At 67.3% G+C, this 25,520-nt stretch carries 28 protein-coding genes; 16 read left to right on the top strand and 12 right to left on the bottom strand.

Translation table 11 applies throughout. The features are described from left to right. Window positions 1-109: 109 nt before the first annotated feature. The 4 genes from AU192_RS04550 to AU192_RS04535 are packed head-to-tail and all read right to left on the bottom strand — an operon-like array spanning window position 110 to window position 3,767. Window positions 110-547, bottom strand: coding sequence for a nuclear transport factor 2 family protein (locus AU192_RS04550; protein WP_064394590.1), 438 nt, complete (start codon window positions 545-547; stop codon window positions 110-112). Next, window positions 544-2,040, bottom strand: a complete 1,497-nt coding sequence (locus AU192_RS04545; protein ID WP_064394589.1) for an aldehyde dehydrogenase family protein — start codon at window positions 2,038-2,040, stop codon at window positions 544-546. Before AU192_RS04545 ends, AU192_RS04550 begins: the two co-directional genes overlap by 4 nt. A 56-nt stretch (window positions 2,041-2,096) precedes the next feature. Then, a complete protein-coding gene (locus tag AU192_RS04540; RefSeq protein ID WP_064394588.1) occupies window positions 2,097-2,642 on the bottom strand; it encodes a TetR/AcrR family transcriptional regulator in 546 nt (181 codons plus the stop codon). Between the two features lie 21 nt (window positions 2,643-2,663). Then, on the bottom strand, window positions 2,664-3,767 hold the full coding sequence (locus AU192_RS04535; protein ID WP_064394606.1) for a phosphotransferase: 1,104 nt from the start codon (window positions 3,765-3,767) through the stop codon (window positions 2,664-2,666). A gap of 44 nt (window positions 3,768-3,811) precedes the next feature. Here AU192_RS04535 and AU192_RS04530 point away from each other — a divergent pair, with 44 nt between their 5' ends. Next, window positions 3,812-4,978 carry a CaiB/BaiF CoA transferase family protein gene (locus AU192_RS04530; protein ID WP_064394587.1) on the top strand — a complete coding sequence of 389 codons (1,167 nt, stop codon included), beginning with the start codon at window positions 3,812-3,814 and terminating at the stop codon, window positions 4,976-4,978. On the opposite strand, the gene AU192_RS04525 is transcribed toward AU192_RS04530, so the two are convergent. Continuing rightward, entirely contained in the window at window positions 4,959-5,495 is a 537-nt protein-coding gene (locus AU192_RS04525) for a TetR/AcrR family transcriptional regulator (RefSeq protein ID WP_064394586.1), read from the bottom strand. The genes AU192_RS04530 and AU192_RS04525 overlap by 20 nt on opposite strands. A 38-nt stretch (window positions 5,496-5,533) precedes the next feature. On the opposite strand from AU192_RS04525, the gene AU192_RS04520 reads away from it, so the two are divergent. From AU192_RS04520 to AU192_RS04510, 3 genes are all read left to right on the top strand, one after another. After that, a complete protein-coding gene (locus AU192_RS04520; protein WP_120275420.1) occupies window positions 5,534-6,775 on the top strand; it encodes a cytochrome P450 in 1,242 nt (413 codons plus the stop codon). An 8-nt stretch (window positions 6,776-6,783) separates the two neighbouring features. Next, window positions 6,784-6,975, top strand: a complete 192-nt coding sequence (locus AU192_RS04515) for a ferredoxin (protein ID WP_064394605.1) — start codon at window positions 6,784-6,786, stop codon at window positions 6,973-6,975. A gap of 69 nt (window positions 6,976-7,044) precedes the next feature. Further along, entirely contained in the window at window positions 7,045-7,806 is a 762-nt protein-coding gene (locus tag AU192_RS04510; RefSeq protein ID WP_082694241.1) for a MarP family serine protease, read from the top strand. Here the strand turns inward: AU192_RS04510 and AU192_RS04505 are convergent, their stop codons facing one another. Next, complete coding sequence (locus tag AU192_RS04505) at window positions 7,807-8,622, bottom strand: thioesterase family protein (RefSeq protein WP_064394583.1); 816 nt, start codon at window positions 8,620-8,622, stop codon at window positions 7,807-7,809. After that, the gene (locus tag AU192_RS04500) at window positions 8,619-9,437 is read right to left on the bottom strand and encodes an SMP-30/gluconolactonase/LRE family protein (RefSeq protein ID WP_064394582.1); all 819 of its coding nucleotides are present in this window, start codon (window positions 9,435-9,437) and stop codon (window positions 8,619-8,621) included. The genes AU192_RS04505 and AU192_RS04500 overlap by 4 nt, the downstream gene beginning before the upstream one ends. Before the next feature lie 72 nt (window positions 9,438-9,509). On the opposite strand from AU192_RS04500, the gene AU192_RS04495 reads away from it, so the two are divergent. The 7 genes from AU192_RS04495 to AU192_RS04465 are packed head-to-tail and all read left to right on the top strand — an operon-like array spanning window position 9,510 to window position 16,278. Next, entirely contained in the window at window positions 9,510-10,214 is a 705-nt protein-coding gene (locus AU192_RS04495) for a hypothetical protein (RefSeq protein WP_064394604.1), read from the top strand. After that, window positions 10,211-11,434, top strand: coding sequence for a cytochrome P450 (locus tag AU192_RS04490; protein WP_082694904.1), 1,224 nt, complete (start codon window positions 10,211-10,213; stop codon window positions 11,432-11,434). Before AU192_RS04495 ends, AU192_RS04490 begins: the two co-directional genes overlap by 4 nt. A gap of 1 nt (window position 11,435) precedes the next feature. Then, entirely contained in the window at window positions 11,436-12,404 is a 969-nt protein-coding gene (locus tag AU192_RS04485) for a zinc-binding dehydrogenase (protein ID WP_064394580.1), read from the top strand. After that, entirely contained in the window at window positions 12,401-13,138 is a 738-nt protein-coding gene (locus tag AU192_RS04480; protein ID WP_064394579.1) for an HpcH/HpaI aldolase family protein, read from the top strand. Before AU192_RS04485 ends, AU192_RS04480 begins: the two co-directional genes overlap by 4 nt. Then, window positions 13,135-13,857: an SDR family NAD(P)-dependent oxidoreductase gene (locus tag AU192_RS04475; protein WP_064394578.1), complete on the top strand. Its 723-nt coding sequence runs from the start codon at window positions 13,135-13,137 to the stop codon at window positions 13,855-13,857. The genes AU192_RS04480 and AU192_RS04475 overlap by 4 nt, the downstream gene beginning before the upstream one ends. Further along, window positions 13,854-15,359 (top strand): flavin-containing monooxygenase, encoded by a 1,506-nt coding sequence (locus AU192_RS04470; RefSeq protein ID WP_423202667.1) that lies wholly within the window; start codon window positions 13,854-13,856, stop codon window positions 15,357-15,359. Before AU192_RS04475 ends, AU192_RS04470 begins: the two co-directional genes overlap by 4 nt. A 4-nt stretch (window positions 15,360-15,363) precedes the next feature. Then, window positions 15,364-16,278 carry an alpha/beta hydrolase gene (locus AU192_RS04465; protein WP_064394576.1) on the top strand — a complete coding sequence of 305 codons (915 nt, stop codon included), beginning with the start codon at window positions 15,364-15,366 and terminating at the stop codon, window positions 16,276-16,278. Between the two features lie 87 nt (window positions 16,279-16,365). Here AU192_RS04465 and AU192_RS04460 read toward each other — a convergent pair whose 3' ends face one another. Then, window positions 16,366-16,836, bottom strand: coding sequence for an SRPBCC family protein (locus AU192_RS04460; protein ID WP_064394603.1), 471 nt, complete (start codon window positions 16,834-16,836; stop codon window positions 16,366-16,368). A 68-nt stretch (window positions 16,837-16,904) separates the two neighbouring features. Here AU192_RS04460 and AU192_RS04455 point away from each other — a divergent pair, with 68 nt between their 5' ends. Further along, window positions 16,905-18,068, top strand: coding sequence for an acyl-CoA dehydrogenase family protein (locus tag AU192_RS04455; protein ID WP_064394575.1), 1,164 nt, complete (start codon window positions 16,905-16,907; stop codon window positions 18,066-18,068). Here the strand turns inward: AU192_RS04455 and AU192_RS04450 are convergent. Beyond that, complete coding sequence (locus AU192_RS04450; protein WP_064394574.1) at window positions 18,065-18,994, bottom strand: LLM class flavin-dependent oxidoreductase; 930 nt, start codon at window positions 18,992-18,994, stop codon at window positions 18,065-18,067. The two genes, AU192_RS04455 and AU192_RS04450, sit on opposite strands and share 4 nt — an antisense overlap. Before the next feature lie 102 nt (window positions 18,995-19,096). Between AU192_RS04450 and AU192_RS04445 the strand changes: the two genes are divergently transcribed. Beyond that, window positions 19,097-20,014: an LLM class F420-dependent oxidoreductase gene (locus tag AU192_RS04445; RefSeq protein ID WP_064394573.1), complete on the top strand. Its 918-nt coding sequence runs from the start codon at window positions 19,097-19,099 to the stop codon at window positions 20,012-20,014. Window positions 20,015-20,106: 92 nt separating this feature from the next. Here AU192_RS04445 and AU192_RS04440 read toward each other — a convergent pair whose 3' ends face one another. After that, window positions 20,107-20,790: a DUF427 domain-containing protein gene (locus AU192_RS04440; protein WP_064394572.1), complete on the bottom strand. Its 684-nt coding sequence runs from the start codon at window positions 20,788-20,790 to the stop codon at window positions 20,107-20,109. A gap of 116 nt (window positions 20,791-20,906) precedes the next feature. Between AU192_RS04440 and AU192_RS04435 the strand changes: the two genes are divergently transcribed. Further along, the gene (locus tag AU192_RS04435; RefSeq protein ID WP_064394571.1) at window positions 20,907-22,334 is read left to right on the top strand and encodes a WS/DGAT/MGAT family O-acyltransferase; all 1,428 of its coding nucleotides are present in this window, start codon (window positions 20,907-20,909) and stop codon (window positions 22,332-22,334) included. A gap of 107 nt (window positions 22,335-22,441) precedes the next feature. Then, window positions 22,442-22,996, top strand: coding sequence for a hypothetical protein (locus AU192_RS04430; RefSeq protein WP_242656902.1), 555 nt, complete (start codon window positions 22,442-22,444; stop codon window positions 22,994-22,996). Here the strand turns inward: AU192_RS04430 and AU192_RS04425 are convergent. Continuing rightward, a complete protein-coding gene (locus AU192_RS04425; RefSeq protein ID WP_064394570.1) occupies window positions 22,993-23,247 on the bottom strand; it encodes a DUF2631 domain-containing protein in 255 nt (84 codons plus the stop codon). The genes AU192_RS04430 and AU192_RS04425 overlap by 4 nt on opposite strands. Before the next feature lie 89 nt (window positions 23,248-23,336). Here AU192_RS04425 and AU192_RS04420 point away from each other — a divergent pair, with 89 nt between their 5' ends. Next, window positions 23,337-24,197 carry a mycofactocin-coupled SDR family oxidoreductase gene (locus tag AU192_RS04420; protein ID WP_242656901.1) on the top strand — a complete coding sequence of 287 codons (861 nt, stop codon included), beginning with the start codon at window positions 23,337-23,339 and terminating at the stop codon, window positions 24,195-24,197. Here the strand turns inward: AU192_RS04420 and AU192_RS04415 are convergent. Beyond that, window positions 24,190-25,482 (bottom strand): cryptochrome/photolyase family protein, encoded by a 1,293-nt coding sequence (locus AU192_RS04415; protein ID WP_064394568.1) that lies wholly within the window; start codon window positions 25,480-25,482, stop codon window positions 24,190-24,192. The genes AU192_RS04420 and AU192_RS04415 overlap by 8 nt on opposite strands. Window positions 25,483-25,520 lie beyond the last annotated feature (38 nt).

Below are 25,520 nucleotides of genomic sequence, written 5' to 3'. Positions count from 1 at the left end.
CCGGCAGAAGCCCTCGACGAACTACTGTCGAACCCGTCCAAACCACCCGCTATTGCATCGATCGCTTGAAACCGCCTCGGACTTTTCCGCCAAAGCGTCGGTCTCGGCGTCACTGAGCGGGGTGATTGGTGAACCAGACGTTCTCCTCGACCAGCCGACGGCTGCGCCAGCCGTCCGGCGTCCGCACGAGTTCGTGGTGGTAAAGCCCGCCGCAGAAGCTGGGCTCGGTCATACCGGTCAGTTGCATCGGGTTGTAGAACATCGCCCGCACCCGCGCGGTGTCGCCGTCGGGTCCCGTGTCGACGTCGGCCTCGATGTTGGTGATGTGGTGCAGGCTCCAGGCGACTGCCCCGAAGTTCGCTGCGAACCAGTCCACCACCTCGTCGCGGCTCCCGGCGACTGCGCCGATCGACGACGGATAGTCGATGTGCGCGTCGTCGGTGAACACCGAGCGGTACAGCTCCCAGTCCTTGGTGTCGACCGCCCGGGCGTAGCGGTACAGCAGCGCGGCGATCTCGGCCGTATCGCCCTCGGACGCCTGCGTCACGGCGCCGCGGTGTCGGGCATGCCGATCGTCTTGGCTTCCAGGTATTCCTTGTAGCCCTCTTCGCCGTTGCGGTAACCCAGCCCGGACTGTTTGGTGCCGCCGAACGGGCTGTTGATGCCGAAGTGGCTCTTGCTGTTGATCGTCACGTTGCCGGTGCGCATGCGGCAGGCCACCGCGAACGCGCGATCGAGGTCGGCGCCGGACACCTCACCGGAGAGCCCGTAGATCGTGTTGTTGGCGATCGCGACCGCCTCGTCGTCGGTGTCGTACGGGGTGACCGTCAGCACGGGACCGAAGATCTCCTCTTGGGCCACTTGCGAATTCGGGTCGACATCGGCCAGCAGGGTGGGCTGGGTGTAGTAGCCGGTCGGCAGGTTCTCCGGGATGCCGCCGCCGGTGACCAGCCGCGCACCGGAGGCGATACCGCTCTTGATGAGGCCGAGCACCTTCTGGCGCTGGGTCTCGCTGATCTGCGGGCCCTGCATGTTGCCCGGCGTCCACGGGTCGCCGACCGGGAAGCCCTCCATCATCGTCTTGAGAATCTCGATGCCTTCGTCGTAGCGACTGCGCGGCAACAGGATCCGGCTCGGCAGGATGCAGGACTGCCCGCTCATAACGCACGCCATCATCGCCGCCATCGACAACGCCGAGTTGAAGTCGGCGTCGTCGAGCACGATGTGGGCCGACTTGCCACCCAACTCGAGCAGCGTCTTCTTCACCGTCGGCGCCCCTGCGGCCAGGATCGCCCGCCCGGTGGCCGTCGACCCGGTGAACGTGATCATGTCGACCCTCGGGTCGGCGGACAGCGCGGCGCCGACCTCGTTGGCGTTGGACACCACCACGTTGAACACCCCGGCCGGGATGTCGGTCTCCTCGGCGACAATGCGGCCGTACTCGCTGCCCGACCACGGTGTGAGCTGCGCGGGTTTGAGGACGACGGTGTTACCGGCCATCAGCGCGGGTACGGTCTCGGCGACGTTGAGGTAGAACGGCACGTTCCACGGGGTGATCGCGCCGACCACACCGACCGGCTCGTAGTGGATCTTTCGGCGGGCCGGGCCCAACGGTGTCTCGTGCACACCGTTGTCGACCAGGTAGTCGAAGTTCTTGCCGTGCTCGGCCCAGTGCTTGACTTCGTCGATCGGGCTCTCGATCTGGCTGCCGCTCACCGACACCGGGCAGCCGACCTCGGTGATCAGGATCCGGCGCAGCCGTTCCTTGTTGCGTTCGAAGGCCTCGTGCAACTGCGTCAGGCAGTGGTACCGGAAGTCCAGGTCGCGCGACCAGTCGGTTTCGTCGAAGGCGCGCCGCGCCGCGCCGACCGCGCGGGCCATGTCCTCGACGGTGCCGTCGGTCGCCCGGCCTGCGACCTGTTCACTGGCGGGGTGGATGACATCGAACGTCGCGCCACTGGCCGTGGTCTGCATCTCGCCGTCGATCAACATCCGCTCGTCGCCGGCCAGCACGCCGGTGTCAGTCTCAACCTGGGTCATGCGGACAGCTTTACAAATTTTTGCGCGAGTGTCAGCTTTTCGCGGGAGCCGGACGGCTAACCCTGTGGCTTGATCCCGGTGGCGTGCCGCAGTTGTGCCAGGAACTGGTCGTCGTCGTCACTGCGGACGATGTAGTGCGAGATCGCCACGCGAATTGCGGTGGCCGCCTTGACCGCTGCGTTCGGGCCGCTCAGCAGTTTCTGCAGACGCGCGCGCATGACCGGGATGATCTTCGTGAGCTGCGAGATCACGACCTCTGGTTCGATGTCGACAAGCCGCACACCCGAGTACGAGTGCTGGTACTCGACGATGAACCGCAACGCGGCGTCGAGCTTCTCGGTACCCCGCAACCCGGCCGTCGCCGTGCTGATGCCGTTGTCGAACAGGTCGCGCTCGAAGACGCCGAACGCGTCGAGCAGTTCACCTTTGGAGGCGAACCAGCGGTAGAGCGTCGGACGGGACACGCCGGCCTGCAGCGCAACCTCCGAGAGGCTCAGCTTGGTCTGCCCGCTTCGGGCCAGAACCTCCGAGGTCGCGACGAGAATCCGGTGCCGCGTCGAAATGTCCTCGGGTCCGAGTGCGTCGCGCAGCGCTTCGTTCACGGGGCAAGCGTAGAACGTTCTTCACATCGACTTCTGGAGTACGGCGACAGTGTCGAGATCTTGTAGCGCCGCGACGCCGCGGCGCAGGCCCTCCAACGCTATGCCCTCGTCCTGCATGCCACCCATCCCGGTGGTGATCAACGCAGCGACGTAGGAATACAGGGCGCCCTGGCGATACCGGTCCCACAGCTCGCCGCGGTCCAACTCCGGTCCGCCGCATGCGGTGAGCGCGTGACGGTAGACGTCGAGCAGCTCGCGTTGGTGGGCCTGGCGATCGGCGGGCGTCATGCTGGTGACCAGCGTGTACGCCAGCTCGCGGTTGGGATGCCCACGCCGGACGGCTTGCCAGTCCAACAGCCCCGCCTCGCCGTTGCGGAAGTACACGTTGCCCGGATGCGCGTCGCCATGCGTCACGGTGTGGGGCGGCTCGTCGATGAGCCGGGCCACGGCACGGTAATTCTCGTCGATGAAGCGGCCGGCGCCGACCGCGATATCGGTGCGCTCGGCGATGCGGCGCGCCGACGTCTTCAGCAGCGGTCCGGTGAGCAAGGACGCGGTATCGCCCGATGCGGTGTAGAGCCAGTCGGGCACCCGGTTCCAGAAGGTCGCGTGCAGCCTGGCCAGCAGCTCGACGATCTTGGCGGCCCGGTCGGCGCTGATCGGATGCAAGGTGTCGGGAAACTCGCATTCGTCGGCCGGCAGGTCCTCCAGCACGAGGACATAGCGACCCGTCACCGAGTCAAACGCCGAGCCGTGACACGTCGGGAGGCCGGTGAGCCGCGGGGACAGTTCGCGGTAGAAGCGGGTTTCGGTCGCGCCCAGCCGCCCCATCTCGCCCATCAGGCGGGTGGCGACGGTCTCGGCGGCCAGCTTGACGAACACCGTCGGCGGGACGTCGTCGCCGATCAGCCCGAGCCGGACGCGCGACGAGGTGCCGGAGTCCCCGCCCAGCACCGACACCGCGGCCACGGGGCGGCCGATGATCCGCGACATGGCGGGTGCGTCCAGTTCGGACACGGACCGCGGAAGTGGGCGGAGACGGCCGAACGCGGCGTCGGTGGCGATACGTTGTACCCCGCGGCCCACATGTGCGGCCAGGCCGAGCACCGGCGCAGCGTGCTTCACCACGCCAGTTTACAAATTCGGGAATACGTGTAAAGAAGGTGTCGATGGCGGGTCCGCTCGAGGGAGTCCGAGTGGTCGAACTCGGCGTATGGGTGGCCGGACCGGCGGCTGCCGGGATACTCGCCGACTGGGGCGCCGACGTCGTCAAGATCGAACCGCCGACCGGCGACCCGGCGCGGTTGTTCGGCAAGATGCTCGGTGTCGACGGCGACGTGAGCCCGCCGTTCGAGATGGACAACCGCGGTAAGCGCAGCATCGTGCTCGACATGACGACCACCAAAGGCCGCGCCATGGCCCGCGAATTGATCGAGGGCGCAGACGTTTTCGTCACCAACGTCCGGCCCGGCGCGCTGGCGCGCATGGGACTGGACTTCGCAGCTCTCGCCACGCACAACCCGCAACTGGTGTACGGGTTGGTCACCGGCTATGGCGAGAACGGGCCGGACGCGGACCGGGCGGCCTACGACGTCGCCGCGTTCTGGGCGCGAGCGGGGCTGGCCCACCTGCTGACCCGTCCCGGCCAGACCCCGCCGTTCCAACGCGGCGGCATGGGCGACCACGCGGCGGGGATGACGCTGGCCGCCGCGGTCTGCGCCGCGTTGGTGGCGCGGGGCCGCACCGGGAAGGGGCAGTTGGTCAGCACCTCGCTGTACCGCCAGGGGGTCTATACGGTGAGCTTCGACCTCAATACCTTTCTGCTGACCGGGAATTCGATTGCGATCGGACAGCGGGAGACGATGGGCAACCCCTGCATGAACAACTACGCGGCCGGTGACGGGCGCCGCTTCTGGATCGTCGGCCTGGAAGCCGGGCGGCACTGGCCGCCGTTGTGTCGCGCGGTCAAGCGTCCTGAGTGGCTGACCGATCCCCGGTTCGACACCCCGCGGGCGCGCGCCGTCAACGCGGTCGAACTCGTCGCCGAACTCGACGAGATCTTCGCCTCGAAAACCCTTGCCGAGTGGGCGGAGGTCTTCGCCACCGAACCGGACTTCTTCTGGTCGCCGATCAACTCGCTGGAAGACATCGTGGCCGACGAGCAGTTCCACGCCGCCGGCGGCATCGTCTACGTGCCCGACGGCGAAGGCGCGGCGCCGATGGTCGCCTCACCGGCCGACTTCTCGGGCACGCCGTGGGAACCCCGTTGGGCCGCACCGCGCTTGGGGCAGCACACCGACGAGATCACGGCCGAGCTCAAGACGTCGGGTGCTTGACCCGCACCGCGTGGCGTAGCTGCGCGAGGAAGTCGGCGTCGTCGTCGCTGCGCACCAGATAGTGCGACACCGCGACCCGCACCGCGGTCGCCACGGCAAGACCGGGATCGGGACCGGTGGCCAGCCGTTCCAGGCGCTGGCGCATCAACGGAATCACCCGGGAGAGCCGTTTGATCACCTGCTCCGGTTCGATGTCGATCATCCGCAGACCCGGATAGGACTGCTGGTAGTCGACGATCACCCGCAACGCCGCGTCGAGCCGCTCGCTCGGAGGCAGGCCCGCTGTCGCCTCGGCCACCGCACGTTCGTAGTACTGGCGCTCCCACACCACGAACGCGTCGAGCAGGTCACGCTTGGAGGCGAACCAACGGTAGAGGGTGGGCCGGGAGACCTGCGCCTGCAGTGCGACCTCGGAGAGGCTGAGCTTGGTCATGCCGTGGCGGCCGAGTACTTCTGCGGTCGCTGCGAGGATGCGTTCGCGCGTCGAGGAGTCTGCGTCGGCTACCGGCACCGTCATAGCTTTACAAACTTTTGACGAAGTGTCACGCTGAATCGGTGACATCAGCCCGCGAATACAGCGCTGTCGACATCACGTCGGAAGAGTTCTGGAGTCGGCCCTTCGCCGTGCGTGACGAGACGTTCGCACGGCTGCGAGCCGCCGACGGGTTGTCCTGGCATCCTCCGCTGCCCTCCATGTTCGGAATCGAGGAGCCCGGCTTCTGGGCGCTGACGCGGCGCGCCGACATCGCCTACGTCAGCCAGCATCCCGAGCAGTTCACCTCCGCTCAGGGCGTTGCGCTGAACCCGATGCCCGCCGAGATCCAGCGGTTCGCCTCGTTCTTCTTGACCATGGACCCGCCGCAGCACACCGTGTACCGCCGGCTGATCAGCTCGGCGTTCACGCCCCGCAACGTGCGGCTGATCGAGGAACAGATCCACAAGAACGCGGTCACCATCGTCGAAAACCTCGTCGGCGCAGGCGAAGTCGACTTCGTGTCGGCATGCTCGGCCCAACTGCCGATGCTGACGATCATGGACATGCTCGGCGTGCCCAGCGCCGACCAGCCCGCCGTGGCCTATGCCGCGGAGAAGTTGTTCGGCATGAGCGACGAGGAGTACGTCACCGAGGATGAGCGCGCCGCCGACCCGGTCGCACAGATCGCGCTGTTGTCGAACACCGGCGTCGAGCTGGCCAAGTTCCGGCGCACCCACCCCGGCGACGACCTGATGACCAGCATCGTGAACGCCGAGGTCGACGGCCACCGGCTGACCGACGAGGAGATCGGGGCCTTCCTGATCCTGCTCGCCTCGGCCGGGAACGACACCACCAAGCAGGCCACGACGCACGCGATGATGGCGCTGGTCGACAACCCGGACCAGCGCGGCTGGTTGATGGCGGACTTCGACGGCCGGATCGGTTTGGCCGTCGAAGAATTCGTTCGCTGGTCCTCGCCGGTCCTGCAGTTCGCGCGCTTTGTCACCGAGGACACCGAGATCAACGGCCAGCCGGTCAGCGAGGGCGATAAGGTCGCGCTGTTCTACTGCTCAGCCAACCGCGACGAGGCCGCGTTCACCGACCCCGCCGCATTCGACCTGTCCCGGTCGCCCAACCCGCACCTCGGGTTCGGCGGCGGAGGCCCGCATTTCTGCCTGGGAAGCCAGCTGGCCAAAGCCGAGCTGCGAAACCTGTTCCGAGAGTTGCTGACTCGGTTGACGACGATCGAGTTCGGCGAACCCGACCTGCTGTACAGCAGCTTCGTGCACGGCGTCAAACGGCTGCCCGCCGTCGTTCGCTAGGAGTGAGCATGCGCGTCGAAGTCGATCTGGGCCGGTGCACCGGACACGGGATCTGCGAGTCAATCGCCGAGGAGGTGTTCGAGGTGCGTGACGACGGCATCGTGCTGATCCACGAGCCCGAACGTCCGGAGTCCGACAGGGACCGGATGCAGCAGGCTGTGACGCAGTGCCCGGCCGCGGCGTTGCGCTTGCTCGACTAGCTCAACCGGCTCGACCGGCTGGGCGAGCTTGGCCTCCGATTCGCCTCCCGCGGAGTTATCGTTTCGGCAATGAGGTCGAGATTGCTTGCGGTGTGCCTGGTCGCGATCGGCGTGACCGGCTGCGGCGCGATCAGGGGATCGTTCGACCTCGTCGCCGAGGAGCCCACTCCGATCGCGATCACCACACTCGCCGCACCCGATGCCACGTTGGCCGACAGCGCCGTCGTCGCAGAGGCTGCGCGCAGCGTCGTGAAGATCCACACCGAGGCCCTGCAGTGCGCGAGGACGGTGGACGGCAGCGGAGTCGTCGTCGCACCGAACCGGGTGATGTCGGCCGCACACACCGTGGCGGGCGCGGACGTCGTCAGAGTCTGGGCGGGCGACCGGGAGATACCGGCCACCGTCGTTGTTTTCGACCCGGCGATGGACGTCGCCGTGCTCGATGTGCCCGACCTGCAGGCCCCAACGCTGTCGATGGACCAGCACACCGCCCTCACCGGCACCGATGCCGTGGTGCTCGGATATCCCGGCGGAGGGCCGTTCGTGGCCACCCCCGCGCGGATCCGCAGGGTCATGGAGCTTCTCGTGCCGGACATCTACCGCACCACGACGGTGAATCGCGAGGTCTACGTCATTCGGGGCCCGATCCGGCGCGGCGGTTCGGGCGGGCCACTCATCGACCTGAACGGCCACGTGCTGGGCATCAGCTTCGGGGCGGCCATTGACGACCCCGAGACCGGATTCGTGCTGACCGCCAAGCAGGTCTCAGCGATGATGTCGGACGGATTACGCGCCGACAGGCCCGTCGCGACCGGCGCCTGCACGCCCTGATCAGCGCTGGGGCATCGGCCGGACGAGCACGGACTGCTGGATCGCGCCGAGCGCGCCGGTCTCGTCGAACAGCGTGCCGAGTGTCGTACCGATGCCATCGGGCCCGTAGCTGGTCTCCGCGCGGATACCGATCCACTCGCCCTCCGGGATCCGGTGCACGTGCACGACGAGATCGGTGTTCATGAACGTCCAGCGGCGGATGTCGAGCTTGGTCCCGATGCCGTTGGCGTCGTCGGCCACCGCGAACAACCGCTGAAGCGGTGTCATGGCCTCGCCCTTGACCAGGTCGACCTCTGGGCGGATCCACGACTCGCCGGGCCCCTCGCACAGCGGTTCGGTCAGCCACCGCCAGTCGAGGCTGTGCACGTAGTTGCGATCCCAGTCCTTCTTCATGTCACGGCCTTTCGCCTCGGACAGCGGACGCAGAGGAGGTTGCGGCGCATGCTGCACGGCGTGGGTGTCGACGGTCTTCAACCGCCACCCGCTGGCCCGCGCGACGGGTCGCGGGTCCCCGTCCGGTCGCGCAGCGAGCAGTTCGGAGGTGACGAGCTCGATCTGCTTGCCCGAGCGCTCGATTCGCGACCGCGCCCACAGATCACCCTCGGCGGGAACAGCACCGAGCAGGTCGATCAGCACCCGGCTCAAACGGGTGTCGTCGCGGGCCTCGCAGCGTTCGAGCGCGCGAACCAGGATGGCGGACACCGGCGCTCCGTGCTGGATCGCGGCCGACCAGGTGCTCCGGACCAGGTCGGTCGCGCGGAACTTCTCGCCGAGCGGATCGGCGTCGTCGATGAGCTCGTAATAGGAATCGCTCACGGTAGCCCGGCTCCCGGTATGTCGATGGTGGTCGCATCGACGCGCGACAGCTTGGTGCCTTTGAGCCGCTGCGGATACGCGTCGGTGCTGGACAACAGAAAGAGGGTGCGACGCTCGGGACCGCCGAGCGCGCAGGCGATCGCGATGCGCTCGCCGATGTCGATGCGGTCGGTGACGTCGCCGCCTTCGGTGACCCGCTCGAACTGACCGGCCAGCGTCATCGCGGCCCACACGCCGCCCTCGGCGTCGAGGCAGATGCCGTCCGGTGGTCCGTCGAGCCCGTCGGCGAAGACCCGGCGATCGGACAGTGCGCCGTCACCTGCAACGGAGTACGCGGTCAGTCGGCGTCCGGTCGACTCGGCGACGATCAGCGTCGTGCCGTCGGCGGTGATGACCATCCCGTTCGGGAAGTCGAGGCCGACGGCGACGACGGTGAAGGTGTCGTCGGGATCGAGCCGCACGATAACTCCGTGTTCGCGGGCCTGGGAGCCGACGTAGGCGCGCCCGGTGCCGTCGACGACCATGTCGCCGAGGGGGGCCGGGACGATCGCGGACAGGTCGGCGATCGTCGTGACGTTCTCGCCGTCGTAGCGCAGCACCTGGCGCGCCTCGGTGGAGGAGATCAGCAACGACCCGTCGGGGCGAAATCCGAGGCCGGCAGGCGCATGTCCCGGAAGCGGAAGCGTCGTCAGATCACCGTTGAGGTCGACGGTGTGCACGGCTTCGCCGAGCATGTCGGAGAACCAGAGCAGACCTTCGAACCAGCGCGGGCCCTCGCCGAAGCAGAACCCCTTCGCCAGCGGCGTCGGAGTCATCCCGGCACACCTTTACAAAACACGCGATAAGTGTCACGCTCGCAAGGTGTCGCTGTCAAATGGGTGCAGGTCATGAAGAAGTACTACGGTCACACGCTGCTCTATCTCCACGAGACCATCGCGCTCGGTTCCGGCCGGTCCGGCGGGTTCAGTGAGGTTTTTGGCGACGTGTACCAGCCGATGATGGCCGACCTCGGCGCGCGGCTGTTCGCGATCTGGGAGACGACGCCGTACAACGGCCACTGGCCGCAGGTCACGATCATCTGGGAGATCGACAAGTTCGCCGACTATGCGCGCATCGGCAAGGCGCAGGCCAGGGGCGGCAGCCATGAGGAAGCCGCAGCGAAGTGGTCGACGTACCTCGCCGAGATCGGCGCATCGGGTGAGGGCCGCATCATGTACGCGGGTAAATACAATCGGACACTCGCGCAGCTGCAGGAGGCGAACTTCGGTGCCGGGCTGGTGATCCAGGAGATCATGCAGACCAAACCCGGTCGCCAGGACGACTACATCCGCGAACTGGAACGCCTCTACGTGCCGTGGTCGGAACGCACCGGAAAGCGTTGGCTCGGTTCGTTCATCACGACCTTCCGCTTCAACGAGGTCATCCATTACTGGGCGCTCGACGACGACTGGGACTGTTTCGCCAACCACTACCCGTCGTGGAAGGACAGCCCGCCCGCCGAGATCGTCACCTGGATGAGCGTCGCGCCCGCGCTGCGCGACGGCTGGGAAGACTCCATCCTGGCCGCCCTCCCACCGTCACCGCTGCGATGAACATGACTGTTCTCGAGACGTTTTCCTATGATCCGTTCGACCCAGCGGTGATGGCCGACCCGCTACCGTTCTATCGGGCGCTGCGCGATCGGCACCCGGTGTACTACGTCGAGAAATGGGACACTTACGCCCTTTCGCGTTTCGAGGACATCTGGCGGGTGCTGGAAGTCAACGACGGCACATTCGTCGCCTCCGAGGGAACCCTGCCCGCGGCAACGGTTCTCGCAAAGCACAACGACGGGCCCGTGCCCGACCCGGCGCTGCATCCGATGCCCTTCCACGCGAACTTCGACGCCCCGATCTACGACACCGTGCGACGTTGCACATCGCCCCCGTTCCGGCCGAGGTCGGCCGGCAAGTTGGCCGACCGCATCCGTCAACTGGCCAACGAGCGGCTCGACGAGCTGCTGCCGCGCAGCGCCTTCGACCTGACCCAGGACTACGGCGGGATCGTCGCCGCATCGGTGGTGTGCGAATTGCTCGGATTGCCCGCGGATCTCGCGGCCGACGTGCTGGCGACCGTCAATGCGGGCAGCCTCGCGCAGCCGGGCAGCGGGGTTGAGGTAGCCAATGCGCGGCCGGGTTACCTGGAGTACCTGATTCCGATCATCCAGCGCAGCAGGACCACGCCGGGCAAGAACCCGATCGCCGACAACCTGATCGCGTACCGGCTGCCGGACGGCTCGGCGTTCAACGACGTCGAGGCCGCCACCCAGTTGCTCGGGATCTTCATCGGCGGAACCGAAACGGTGCCGAAGATCGTCGCACACGGCCTCTGGGAGCTGGGCCTTCGGCCCGATCAGCTGTCCGCCGTGCGCAGCGACATTGACACCCGCGTTCCCGTCGCGCGCGAGGAGATGATCCGCTATTGCGCGCCCGCGCAATGGTTTGCACGCACCGTGCGTAAACCGTTCACCATGCACGGCACCACAATGCGGCCCGGGCAACGGATCATCTCACTGCTGGCGTCGGCCAGCCGTGACGATCGCGAATACTCCGATCCGGACACGTTCATCTGGAACCGTCCCATCGAGCGCCTGCTGGCCTTCGGTCGCGGACAACACTTCTGCCTCGGGGTGCACCTGGCGCGGTTGGAGATCGGCATCATGGTGACCGAATGGCTCAAGCGGGTCACAGACTGGCGCATCGACGGTGAGGCCGCGTCCCGGCCGCCGTCGAGTTTCCAGTGGGGTTGGAGCAGCGTGCCGGTGGAGGTGTGAGATGTGGTCCTATCGACTGGTCGCGCCGTACACTTTCGAGCGCCAAGACATTCCGGAGACAACGCCGGAGTCGTTGGCGGATCAGCAAGTGTTGCTGCGCTTTCGCGCGGCGGGGGTCTGTGGTAGCGACCTGCCGCCGTTCCGGGGTGTTCGCGGCAAGATCGCCGGCGATCGCGGCCTGAGCGCGGCGGAGATGCCGGGCTTCCCGATCCACGAGGTCGTCGGCGAGGTGATCGCCAGCAGGCATCGCAGCCACGGTGTGGGGGACTGGGTCGTCGGCTGGGCGTCCGGCTTCGACGGCCTGATGCAACATGTCGTCGCCGACGGCGACGGGCTGGCCTACTACGACCATAATCTGAGCCCGCAGCATGCCGTCGCACTGCAGCCGCTGGCGTGTGTGCTGTATGCGGTCGAACAGTTGCCCAGACTCAAAGGCCTGCACGTCGCGGTGATCGGGCAGGGCTCAATCGGTCTGCTGTTCTCCTATGCGGCAAAGGCGTTCGGCGCCCGCCGCGTCACCGGCGTCGACCCGGTCGACCGCGACGCGGTGGCCAAGGAGTTCGGCGTGGACACAATCGTGCGCGCCACCAGCGACCGGTGGGTGAGCCACCTCGAGCCCGGCGACCGGCCAGATGTGGTCATCGAAGCCGTCGGGCACCAGGTCGCCACCCTCGGTCACGCGATCGAGGCGGCCGCGCCGGGCGGGACCGTGTTCTATTTCGGCGTGCCCGACGACGACAGCTATCCGATCAGCATGCGCACCATGCTGCGCAACAACCTCACCCTGAAGTCCGGTGTGACCCTGGACCGGCGACGGATGCTGGCCGCTGCCAACGAGTTCGTCCGGCACCACCCCGACCTGCTGCCCGCCTATGTCACACACACATTCGACATCGACGATGCCCAGGCCGCGTTCGAACTCGCGTGCCGCCCGGCGCCCGACCGCATCAAGATCGCGATCGTCGAATGACCAGCAGAATTCAGCGGGCGCTCGCCACCCGTGAGCACGTGTGGGGAGGATGGGTGGTCGGGCCGACCATCATGGGTCCCGAAGAATTCGCCCAGGCCGGCTACGACTACGTCGGATTCGACGTGCAGCACGGGTATCTGAGCGACGCCGATGTCGCGCTGTTGTTGCGTCGCCTCGAACACGTCCGGATCGCGACGGCGGTGCGGTTACCCTCTGCCGACCCCGCACCGATCGGCCGTGTGCTCGACGCGGGCGCGGACGCCGTCATCATCGCGATGGTGGAATCGCCGGAGCAGGCCGCCGCGGCCGTCGCGGCGACCCGGTACCCACCCGCGGGGGTGCGCAGCTACGGGCCGCTGCGCGCCGACATCGGGCGCGATCCGGCCGAACACGAAGCCCGCGCAGGGGTGTTCGCGATGATCGAGAGTGTGCGGGGACTGGCCGCGGTCGACGAGATCTGCGCGGTGCCCGGGGTGACGGGGGTGTACGTCGGCCCCAACGATTTGGCGATCGCGCTCGGACACGCCCCGGCCGCGGCCTGGACCGCGTCGCCCGTCACGGACGCGCTCGCTCGTATCCAGTCCAGCGCCGCCGCGTCCGGCGTCATCGCCGGCATCCACGCCGGCAAGAATGGAAGGGCCATGGCCGACATGGGGTATCGCATGCTCACAGTGGCGTCGGAGTCTCAGGCGTTGCGGCGCGGCGCCGAGGAGATCCTCAAGGATTCCCAATGACGGGCGATCGCGTCGCGCTAGTGACCGGCGCCGCACGCGGGCAGGGCGCGGCGATCACGAAACGCCTGCTCCAGGACGGATTCCGGGTCGCGGCATGTGACGTGCGGATGGACGAATTGCGGGCGACGATCGCCGGCCTCGGCCACGAGGTGATCCCGGTCGAACTCGACGTCACCTCGCCCGAGCAGTGGCAAGCCGCCGTGAGCCAGGTGGTCGACCGGTTCGGGGGGTTGTCGACGCTGATCAACAACGCCGGGGTGCTGCATCGGTGCTCACTCGACGACGAAACACCCGAGGCGTTCGAAAGCAGTTGGCAGTTCAACTGTCTGGGCCCGTTCCTCGGAATCAAGGCGGCACTGGAGCATCTCCGACGGGCAGCGGGGCCCGCGATCGTCAACACCGTCAGCACCGGTGCCATCCGGCCCTTCCCGAACCACGCCGCGTACGGATCGTCGAAGTGGGCATTGCGCGGGCTGACCCAAGCCGCCGCCGCTGAACTCGCCGGGGCCGGCATTCGGGTCAATGCGGTGTTCCCGGGCCCGATCGAGACCCCGATGCTCGACCCCGCCACGCAGCAGCGGCTGACCGCGTCGCTCGGCCGGATCGGGAAGCCCGACGAGGTCGCGAATGTGGTCGCCTTTCTGGTCTCCGAGCAGGCGTCCTTTATGACGGGAGCCGAAGTCGTCGTGGATGGAGGGCAATGCCTTCGAATCGGGTGAGGTACCCGAGCCTGTCGGTTGGGATCATCGGTGCCGGCCCCGGTGGCCTGGCGCTGGGAATCTTCCTGCGTAAGGCCGGGTTTGGGAACTTTACGATCTTCGATCGTGAGGACGGCGTCGGAGGTACGTGGCGAATCAACACCTACCCTGGCCTGGCCTGCGATGTGAAGTCGCATCTGTACTCCTACTCGTTCGACCTCAACCCCGACTGGTCACGGCTGTGGTCCGGGCAGAAGGAGATCCTCGAGTACTTCGAACGCTGCGCGCAGCGCTACGAACTCACGCCGCACCTGCGGCTCAACACCGAGATCACCTCGGCGCAATGGGCGGGTGACCGGTGGCAGCTGACCTCGGCGAGCGGTGAACGGTTTGATTTCGACGTGGTGGTCTCCGCGGTCGGCCTGTTCACCCGGCCCGTCATGCCCGACCTGGTAGAAGAGGAACCGTTCACCGGCTCGTTGATGCACACCGCGCGGTGGGACCATTCCGTGGACCTGACCGGTAAGCGGGTGGCGGTGCTGGGCACGGGCTCCACGGCGGCGCAACTGGTTCCGGAGGTCGCCAAGGTGGCCGAGCGGGTCTACTCGGTACAGCGCTCACCGACATGGGTGCTGCCCAAACCCGATCGTGCCTACACCGAGCGGGAGAAGTGGATGTTTCGCAACATCCCGCTGGCGAAGAAGATCTACCGAACCCGGCTGTGGCTGCGCAGCGAGTCCAACATCTCGGTCATCGAGAACGGCAGCGACAAGACACAGGAGTTCAAGGGCATCGCGCTCAAGACGCTCGAGGCGACGGTCCCCGACGAGGAGCTACGTCGCAAGCTGACTCCCGACCATCCGCTGGGCTGTAAGCGGTTGGTGTTCGCGACCGATTACCTGCAGGCCTTGACGCAGCCGCACGTCGAGGTCGTCGCGAGCCCAGCGCGATCGTTGCGCGCGAGGTCACTGGTCACCGAAGACGGCACAGAACTCGAGGTCGACGTGGTGCTCTGCGCGACCGGTTACGCCGCGGCCGACTACCTCGGCCAGATCGACGACCTGGGCGCGGGCGGGGTCTCGCTGCGTGAGACCTGGAGTGACGGGGCCTACGCCTACCTGGGCATCGCGGTGCCGCGCTTTCCCAACTTCTTCATGCTCTACGGTCCCAACACCAACGTCGGGTCCAACAGCGTGATCTTCATGCTCGAAGCGCAGGCGCATTACATCGTGCGGGTGCTGAAACACTCTCGGCGCCGGGGTAAGTCGTACATCGAGGTCCGACCGCGCACGATGGCGGCGTTCCTGGCCAAGATCGACCGCTGGATGCAAGGCACCGTCTGGCTGACCCGTTGCAGCAACTACTTTCGCGCCGCCAACGGCAGGGTCGTCACGCAGTGGCCGCGCAGTGCCCGCGCATTCTGGGGTATGACGCGGCGGTTCAAGCCATCCGATTACACGTTCGAGCCACCGCGGCAGGACCGGTCGACGGCGACGGAAACCCCGACCGCTGCGAGGCGCTGACGTCGTGACCATCGTCGAGCGCCTCGACCCCACGCTGCGCCATCTGGCGGAGGCCCGCACCGATCTGTCGCCCGGACTGCTGGGCGTCGTGCGCGATTCGCTCAACCAGCGTCGCGCCGAAACGGCCAGGGCCGTCAACGACATCGTCGTCGAAATCGAAGAGAGGGTGGCGCACTCGGTTCCGGTGCGGATCTACCGCGGCGCGGCTGCACCGTCGCCGGCGGTGATCTACTGCCACGCCGGGGCGTTCGTATTGGGCAACCTCGACACCGATCACCTGCAGTGCGTCGAGCTGGCCAGGCGCGGCGGTTGTACGGTGCTCTCGGTCGACTACAGGCTGGCCCCCGAGCATCCGTACCCGGCGGCGCTCGAGGACGCGCTGGCCGTGTTGAATTGGGCGGACGAGTGCGCGACCGAACTCGGGCTCGACGCCGCCAGGTTGGCGGTCGCGGGAAGCAGCGCCGGTGGCGCGCTGGCGGCAGGACTCGCGCAACGCTCGGCGGGCTCGTCGGCGCCGCCGGTCGTGTTTCAGCTGCTGCACCAACCGGTGCTCGACGACCGGCCCACCGAATCGAAGTCGGAGTTCACCACGACGCCGGGCTTCGACGGGCCCGCAACCGAGATGATGTGGCGGCACTACCTCGGCGATACGGCCGCCGATGCGTCCGCGGTTCCCGCCCGCTCGGCCGACTTGTCCGGTGTGGCAGACGCTTTCATCAGTTGCTCAGAGCTCGACCCGTTACGTGACGAAGCGGTGGAGTATGCGTTGCGGTTGATGCGTGCGGGCGTCGCGACCGAACTGCACGTGTTTCCGGGCACCTGCCACGGGTTCGACTCGCTGCTACCGGAGTGGGACACCAGCATCCGGCTGTTCGAACTGCAGGGCGCGGCGTTGCGGCGCGCGTTGCACGGCAGCTGAAAACGCACGCTTGCCGGCGGCGAGTGTCCACCAATTGTCGTGAGGTGGCGGTGTGTCGTGTACAGACACGGGCGCTCGCGGGGGTTGTTACAAGGTGAGTTCGCGGGCGATCGCGGAGTGGTAGGCGTCGATGTGTGCCGGGTTGACCGCCCGGAAGAAACCGTCGGGCATCGGGGCGTGCTTGGGGGCCTCGACCGTCATCGTCCGGGTGAACAGCGTGACGTCCTCGCCCGGGCGGGTGAAGTGATACTCGACGGTGATGCGGCCCTCCATGCCGCCGTTGCCGTCGCTGTCATGACCGAGCCGGCCGACCGACGTGAACACCCAGATCGTCGGGCGCGCGGCGACGGCCAGGTGCCAGGTGAAGATGCGATCACCGTCGGGACCGGTCTCGGTCCAGGTGTCACCGACGCGCAACGGCAGGTGGTCGGGCAATCCGCCGATGTGGGCGCTGGTGGGATACGTCTTGGGCCAGTTCGCCGGGTTGGTCACGAAGTCATAGATCGTCTCCGCCGGGTGCCGAAACGCGGTCTCCGAACTGGTGGTGACGATGCCCAATGTGCTGCCTTCCATGGATGAACCGCTCAAGACTTTACAACTAACCGCAATAGTGTCACGGTGTCCAGGTGGACTTCTCCCGCGTGCAGCTGAGCGAGGACGACCGGGCGTTTCAGGACGAGCTCCGGGACTTCCTGCGCTCCGTCGTCACCGACGAGGTCATCGCGCGGGACCGCGAAACCGGCGAGAACTTCGACGAGGGTGTCCATCTGGCGCTCGCCGCGCGCGGATACCTCGCCGCGGACTTCAACTCCGAGGCCGAAGGCGGGTTCAACGCCATTCGCCGACGAATCTGGGAGCTGGAGATCGGCCGCTCGCACGCACCGTGGTTCCACTGGCCGACGACGATGATGGTGGCACGAAGCCTGCAGCAGTTCGGCTCCGAGGAGCTGAAGCAGGAGATACTCCCGAAGGTTCTCTCGGGGCACTACCGGCTGTGCTTGGGCTACACCGAACCCGAGGGCGGTTCGGACGTCGCGACCTGCAAGACCCGGGCGGTGCGCGACGGCGACGCCTGGGTGGTCAACGGCTCCAAGATGTTCACATCGAACGCGCACAACGCGCACTACGTTTTCCTGATAACCAATACCGACCCCGCCGCGCCGAAACACCAGAGCCTGACGATGTTCCTGGTGCCGCTCTCCTCGCCGGGCATCGAGATCCAGCCGATCCGCACCGTCGACGGCGACCGCACCAACATCACCTACTACAGCGACGTCCGCGTCGACGACAAGTACCGCGTCGGCGCCGTCAACGGCGGCTGGTCGGTGTTGCGCGAGGCGCTCAACGCCGAGCACGGCACCATCGAACGTGACGACCAGGGCCTGCAGAAGCTGGCGACGATGACCGAGCACCTGTTGCTGCTCGCCGAGGCGGTCGACCACATCGCCGCCGTTGTCGGCAAGGAGGATTCGGCCCGGTACCGGCTCGGCCGCGCGATCGCCAGGATCGAGGCGGCGATGAGCACGCCCGAGATGTTCGGCCGGGTGGCGAACGCGCAGACGATGCGCGACGTCGCACCGGATCTGATGGACCTGGTGGGCGCCGCGGGAAGCTTGCCGACCGGCGCCGAGGGCGCGGCGGGCGACGGGGGAGTCGAGTACGCCTTCCGCCTGGCCGGGCCCGCCGGTATCTACGGCGGCACGCTGGAAGTGTTCCGTAACATGATCGCCCAGCACGCACTCGGACTCGGGCGGCCGAACTACTCGCCACCGGCGAAGCGGCCCGCTTAAAGCCGTGCGATCACCTCGCCGGCCAGCAGGTCCAACGTCTGGTCGGACGCGCGATCGTGGGTGAACAGCACGATCTGGCCGAAACCGAGTTCGTGCAGTTCGTGCAGCCTGTCGACGACGGCGGACGGCGTCCCGATCAGGCCGCCTTCGTCGAGCCCGAACGCCGGTGCGCCGAAACGCTTCTCGGCCTGCCGCTTGACATCCGGTAGCGACGCGTCGTCGGGCGCCAGTGCCATCACCGCCTCGACCGACAGCACGACGCTTGACGGATCCCGACCGACGTCCTCACAGATGGCGCGCAATACCGACACCTTGTGCTGCAGTTCCCCCAGGGCGTACGTCGGCACGTTCCAGACGTCGGCATAGCGCGCGACCAACGGCAGCGTGTACTTCTCGCCGACACCGCCGACCACGATGGGTGGCCTCTGCTGCACAGGACCGGGTTTGACGGGAAAGTCCGTGACGGTGAAGTGCTTGCCGCTGAAGTCGATTCGCTCGTCAGCGAAGGCCTGGGTGAGGATCTCCAACGTCTCGCCGAGGCGTTCGGAACGCTCGCGAAACGACCCCCACGGCAGTCCCACCCGGTCGTGCTCGTCCTCGATCGAGCCGCTGCCGAGCCCGAGTTGCAGGCGGCCGGCCGCGATCTGGTCGAGTGTGGTAACCATCTTGGCCAGTACCGCGGGATGGCGAAATTGGTTGCACAGCACCATGTGTCCGACGTGGATGCGTTCGGTGTTGCTGAGCAGCGCGGTGGCCAGCGTCCACGCCTCCAGCGACGGATAGTCCGGAACGCCCGGGCCGTAGAGATGGTCGTAGAGCCACAGCGAGTCGATGCCGAGTTCCTCGCAGCGCCGGGTGCGATCCAGCATCTGCCCGTAGGTGAACCCCATTTGAGGCAGGTACACGCCGATCTCGGGCTTGCCCATGTTCGCAGGTCCCCTCGCTGTCGGAGCTGTACTTTCCGCGGTTCGCATGGTAACGACATTCTCGGAAAACGAGAAGAATGTTCTAGACGGGACACAACAGACATGCGGTTCACCTTCACCCACCCCATGCACACTCATCCGTACAACCCGGAGTTGGTCACCGGCAGGGGGATCGCGACGGTCGCGGCCGCCGCCGAGGCCGCGGGTTTCCACGGGTTCGGCTTCACCGACCATCCGGCGCCGACTGAGCGCTGGCTGAACGCCGGCGGCCATGATGCGGTGGACCCGTTCGTGGCCATGGGTTATGCGGCCGCGACCACGACGACGCTGCGGCTCATTCCCAACATCGTCGTGCTGCCGTACCGCAATCCGTTCGTTGTCGCCAAAGCCGGTGCCACCCTGGACCTGTTGTCGGAAGGACGGTTCACGCTCGGCGTGGGGGTCGGCTACCTGAAGCGCGAATTCACCGCGCTCGGAGTCGATTTCGAAGAGCGCGCCGCCCTGTTCGAGGAGGCGCTGGAAGTCATCCGCGGCATCTGGACCACCGATGACTTCTCGTACGAGGGCCGACACTTCACCGCCAGCGGGATCACCGCGCACCCTCGGCCCGTCTCCGACCCCCATCCCCCCATCTGGATCGGCGGCAACACCGGCGCCGCCCGCAAGCGCGTCGTCGCCCACGGCGACGGGTGGTGCCCGTTCCCCGCACCGGCCGTACTGGCCCAGACCGCGCGCACGGCGCCGATGGACGTGGACGCACTGACATCCGGCGTCGAGGACCTTCGCCGCCGCTTCGACGAGGCAGGACGCGACTGGTCGCGCATCGACATCACGTTCACCAACCCCGACGGCGGCAGCCCCGGCGGCGACGACTTCAACGCCGACGCGTACCTGTCCGGCCTGGAGAAGCTGGCCGGGATCGGGGTGACGTGGGTTCAGGTCGGTCTTCCGGGCGACAGCCTCGCGCGCGTGCTCGAGACCATCGAGCGGTTCGGGGAGTCGGTGATCGCCAAAGCCTAGCTACGGTCGCCGAACCTGAACTTCTGTGCGCTATTTCGGCGCAAAGTCGAGCAAAGATTTCAGGTTCGGCGCGGGGGTTATCGGCGCGGGGGTTATTGGTCGGGCGACGGCAACTCGGCCAGCACGTCGGCGCGGGCCGGGTCGAAGCTGAAGAAGCCTGCGATCGGCAGCGTCTCGGGCGGCGGGTCCGGATAGCTCCACGCGATGTCCTCGACGACCGTGTCGCCGACGACGGCCGACCAGTACGACGCGTAGCCCTTGTAGTTGCAGTAGGTGGTGGTCGGTGACGGCCGTAGCAGGTCCGTTCGCACGTGCGACGGGTCGACGTAGAGGCGCGGCTCGAGCGACGTCTCGAACACGATCACCGTCTCTGTCGTGTCGACCAGTGCCTGGCCCGCCACCGTCACCCGCAGCGCGCGATCGGTCGGGCGGCAGTCCACGCGGTGATACGGGTTGGGCGGATAGTGCACGAGCGTGCGGCCTTCCTCCAGCCAGGTGTCGACGGCGTCCCATGGCACGCGGACATAACCGGGCGCCTCGACCACAGGCTCACTCGGAAGGTCGCCGACCTCGTCGACGGGAAAGGCGTAGCTGAGCGGATGGTCGCGCCGATGCACCATCAGCGCCCGCTCGGTGTCGAGCACCGTGCGACCGCCGCGCAGGGCCTGCACGCGGCGCGGATGCGGTTCGACGAACACCACGTCGTCGGGCAGCGGGGGCGTGAACCAGCCGGCCGGATCGTTGCTCAGGGGTCCGCGGGCGGCGACGAGGGTCATGTCGTCAGCCTTACAAATTTCGCGCACATCGTCACCTCTTGTCCGAACGCGCTTGAGAAAGAGCACGATTGGGAAACCGGTAGGCGTCGGCTGGGCGAGGTGGGATGCGGGGAGGAATGAAGCGACTCAACGGCGTGGACGCGTTGATGCTGTACAGCGAGACGCCCGAGGTCCACATGCACACCCTCAAGATCGGCATCCTCGACGTGTCGAATGTCCCCAACTACAGCTTCGAGATGTTCCGGGAGGTCGCGTATCCGCGCCTGCTGGGACTGGCGGCACTGCGCTACCAGCTCGTCGACATCCCGCTGCGACTCCACCATCCGATGTGGTGGGAGAACCCCGACATCGACCTCGACTACCACCTGCGCCGCGCACGAGTCGCACCGCCGGGCGGACGGCGCGAACTCGACGACCTGATCGGCGAGATCGCCAGCACGCCGCTGGATCGCAGCCGCCCGCTGTGGGAGATGTACGTCGCCGAGGGGTTGGCCGACGGCCGCGTCGCGATCATCCATAAGGTCCATCATGTGCTGGCCGACGGCGTCGCCTCGGCCAATCAATTGGCCAAGGCCCTGGAAGACGAGACGCCGACGCCCGTTCGCGCCGTGGCCGATCCCGCCATGAGGACCACCGCGCAGCTGCTCAAGGCCGCGGGCCGCGACCACGCGCACCTCATCCGTCGACTGCCCAGGCTCGTCAACGAGACGGCCGCCGGTGTCGCGCGGGTGCGCAAGCGCGCCAAGGAGCGGGGCCGTCATCCCGATCTGGCGCGCAACTTCGCCCCGCCGCAGACTTTCATCAACCACGTCGTGTCCCCTGGACGCCGCTTCGCGACGGCGCCGCTGTCGTTGGCGGAGGTCAAGGAGACCGGCAGGCATCTAGGCGTGACGCTGAACGACGTCGTGCTGGCTACCGCGGCCGGGGCGCTGCGCACGCTGTTGCTGCGCTATGACGGGCAGGCCGACGCGCCGCTGATCGCCGGCGTTCCGGTCAGCACCAACCCCTCGCCAGATCGGTTGACGGGCAACGAGTTCACCTACATGATGCCGTCGCTGCCGGTGCACATCGCCGATCCACTGGAACGGGTCCGGCTCACCGCGCTGGCGACCAGGATCGCCAAGGAGAGCCATCAGTTGCTCGGACCGACGGTGCTGCCGGCGTGGATGTCGTATCTCCCGCCGGCTCTGGCGCCCAGGTTCTTCCGATTGCAGGCGCGTCGGATGGAGTCCGGCGCGGTGATGAACCTGACCATCTCCAATGTGGCGGGACCCCGCGACCCCGGGCATATCGCCGGTGGCGTCCTCAGCGAGATCTACTCGGTGGGGCCGGTCGTCACGGGCAGCGGGATGAACATCACGGTGTGGAGCTACGTCGATCAACTTGCCATCTCGGTACTGACCGATGACCGCACACTCGACGACCCGCATGAGGCCACCGACGCGCTGCTGGAATCCTTCGCCGATATCCGCTGCGCGGCCGGACTCCCCGGCGAGTTGGCCACCGTGGCATCGGCGATGCCGCTGGCCGCCGCGTCTCACTGACCGGCACCGCGACGTCGGACCTTTACAGATCGCGACAATAGTGTCACGCTCTAAGGGCGCCGCGACGGCCCCTCGACCGGCGTCGCTGACCCGATCGGATAGGAACTATGGCAACTCGACCCTTTCCCGACGACGTCGTGTCGGTCGACGGTGCTTCGGCTGCCGACGGCCCGGCCAACCACCATCACCTGACGGTCCTGGCGGCCGACCTGGCCGATGTGATCGGGTCTGCGGGCGGCTGGCTGTTCGACCGGGCGCGGGCCGGGTGGGATGTCGACGTGTGGATCGCGGACTGCGCTGACGAGCGGCCGCTGACGATCCTGGGCGCCAACGCCGTCGACGACACCCGTGAGGCTGTCCTGCGCGATGTACCCCGCAACGGCGCGCTGGCGGTCAGTGCGGCGCTGCTGCGCGACGATCCACGGGTCCGCGCCGGCGTCTTCGAGCTGGCGAGGCGCGGCGTCGAGGTGACGGCCTGGGGTGATGACCGGTCGGGTGATTTCGGTGATCGCATCGACACGATCGAGCACCAGCTCAGCGTCGCGGCCCGCGCGTTCAAGGCCCATGCCCTGACCGCGGCCGGATTGACGCACAGCGTGGGGGCCACCGAGACGCTGGTCGGCCTAGGGGTCGATTCCTTCCGGCCGCTGAATCCGGTCTAGCGGATCCAGCCGCGTCTGCGCAGCCACCAGTCGCGCGCGACCGCGCCGAGGATCAGCACGGCGAATCCGATCAGGAAGAGGTCCTCGACGCGCCCGGTGTGGTTGCCGTGGATGAGGGAGAGCAAGAACAGCGCCGCGATGATGCCGCCGATGTGGAAGGACTTCGGGTTTTCCTTCGACCAGCCCCATTCGGCGGACGGCACGTCTTCGACGTCCACCCCGGTGTGTCGCTGCACCTCGGTGTTGGCCACGGCTGCTCCTCATGGTCGGGCTCGATACTGCCGACATTCTGGCATATGCGTATTCAGGGCCTACTACGCCGGCCGTAGGGTGATGCGTCATGACAGCGCGGACGCGAGGAGCGCAACGGCAGATGCAGTTCGAGGGCAAGGTCGCATTCATCACTGGCGCGGCGCGAGGTCAGGGCCGGGCGCACGCCGTGCGGTTCGCCGAGGAGGGCGCCGACATCATCGCCGTCGACCTGTGCGAGCAGATCGACAGCGTCGCCTATCCCATGGCGACGCAGGAGGACCTCGACGAGACCGTCAACCTGGTGGAGAAGACCGGCCGCAGGATCATCGCCGAACGCGGAGACGTCCGCGACCTGGAGCGGATGCAGGAGATCGCGGCCAAGGGCACCCAAGAGTTCGGCCGTATCGACTTCGTGCTCGCCAATGCGGGGATCCTGCCCGCCGCGGGGGACCAGGGGCGCGAGATCTCCGCGTTCGTCGACGCGGTGAACGTCATGCTCAACGGCGTCTACTACACGATCACCGCGACGTTGCCTGCGCTGCTCGCCCACGGCGACGGTGGCGCGATCGTGATCACCAGTTCGGCGGCCGCGTTCAAACCTGTCACCGTCGACTTCGGCACCATGAACCACGGTGCGGCGGGCTACACGGTCGCCAAGCACGGAGTCATCGGCGTGATGCGCCACTTCGCGCGGGCGTTGGCGGAGAAGAACATTCGCGTCAACTCGGTTCACCCTGGCGGGGTGGCCACCCCGATGATCTACAACGAGGCGTTGGCGCAGTGGTCGGGCGAGCATCCGGCGTTCGGTGTCAGCCAGCAGCCGCTGCTGAACGTTCCACCGGTCGAGCCCGAGGCGATCAGCGACGCGATGGTGTACCTGTGCGGCGCAACCGGCAGATACCTGACCGGGGTGGCGCTGCCGGTCGACGGGGGTCAGATCATCAAGTGATCTCGGAGTATCGCCGCAGCGCCTCCTTGCGTTCGGCGGCGTGGTCGACGATCGGCTCCGGATAGCTGTCGTCGTCGAGGTCGGGCACCCAGCGCCGCACGTAACCGCCGTCGGGGTCGAACTTCTCACCCTGGGTGGTCGGGTTGAAGACGCGGAAGAATGGTGCGGCGTCCGTCCCGGTGCCCGCGGCCCACTGCCAACCGTGCTGGTTGTTGGCCATGTCGCCGTCGACCAGCTGCTCGAGGAACCAGCGCGCACCCCATTGCCACGGCAGATGCAGGTCCTTGACGAGGAAGGAGGCGACGATCATGCGGACCCGGTTGTGCATCCAGCCGGTCTCGGCGAGCTGCCGCATGCCGGCGTCGACGATGGGATAGCCCGTCCTGCCCGCTTTCCAGGCCTCGAACCGCTTGTGTGCGTCGGGACCGTCGTCGACCTCCATGTCGTCGAACGACGAATTCCAGTTCCACCAGGCGCTGCGCGGCCATTCGCCCAGCACCGCGGCGTAGAAGTCGCGAAACGCCAACTCCCGCAAATACGCCTGCGCGCCCTCGCCCCGGCCGAGATCGGCGGCCATGGTGCGCGGATGGATGGTGCCGAACTTCAGATGCGCCGACATGCGGCTGGTGCCGTTCAGATCGGGGAGGTTCCGGTCGGCGGCATACGTGTCGAGTCCGTTGGCCACGAACGACTTCCACTGCTTGCGGGCAGCCGTCTCGCCGGCGGGCATGTCGAGGGCGACCCCCGCGTCCGGGATGTCCACCGCGCCCGCGACATCCGACGGGTCGAGCCAGCGCGCCGATTTCAGGCCGGACGTGGCGGGCGCGCGCCAGCCGTGTTCGCGCCAAGCCCGGTGAAACGGGGTGAACACCTTGTACGGGCCGCCGTCGGGTTTGGTCACCCGGCCGGGAGAGACGAGGTACGGCGAACCCGACGCCTCTAGAGAGATATCGCCCAGTGCGGCCTCCACGGCGTCGTCGCGCCGCCGACCGAACGGCGTGTAGTCCGCCGAGATGTGCACCGCGGACGCGCCAATCGCCTTGGCGGCAACGGGTATTCGTTCTTCAGGCCGACCTCGCGTTACGTACAGCCTGCCGCCGAGGCCGTCGCGCAGATCGCGCAGCGCGTCGTAGAGGTACTGAAGTCGGCGGGCTCCCGCCGACGCTTCGAGCCGGGGATCGAGGACGTAGCAGGCGAGCACCTCGCCGTCACCGGCGGCCGCGGCCAGCAGCGGGGGCAGATCGCGCAGGCGCAGATCGCGGCGAAACCACAACAATGTGGGCATGGCATTGATGCTGCCCTGAAATCGCGGTAGAGAAACAG

The sequence above is a fragment of the Mycobacterium lehmannii genome, from assembly GCF_001499925.1.
GTDB lineage: Bacteria > Actinomycetota > Actinomycetes > Mycobacteriales > Mycobacteriaceae > Mycobacterium > Mycobacterium lehmannii.
The sequence above is the reverse complement of the archived record's forward strand: the minus strand, read 5'-3'. Positions and strand labels throughout refer to the sequence as shown.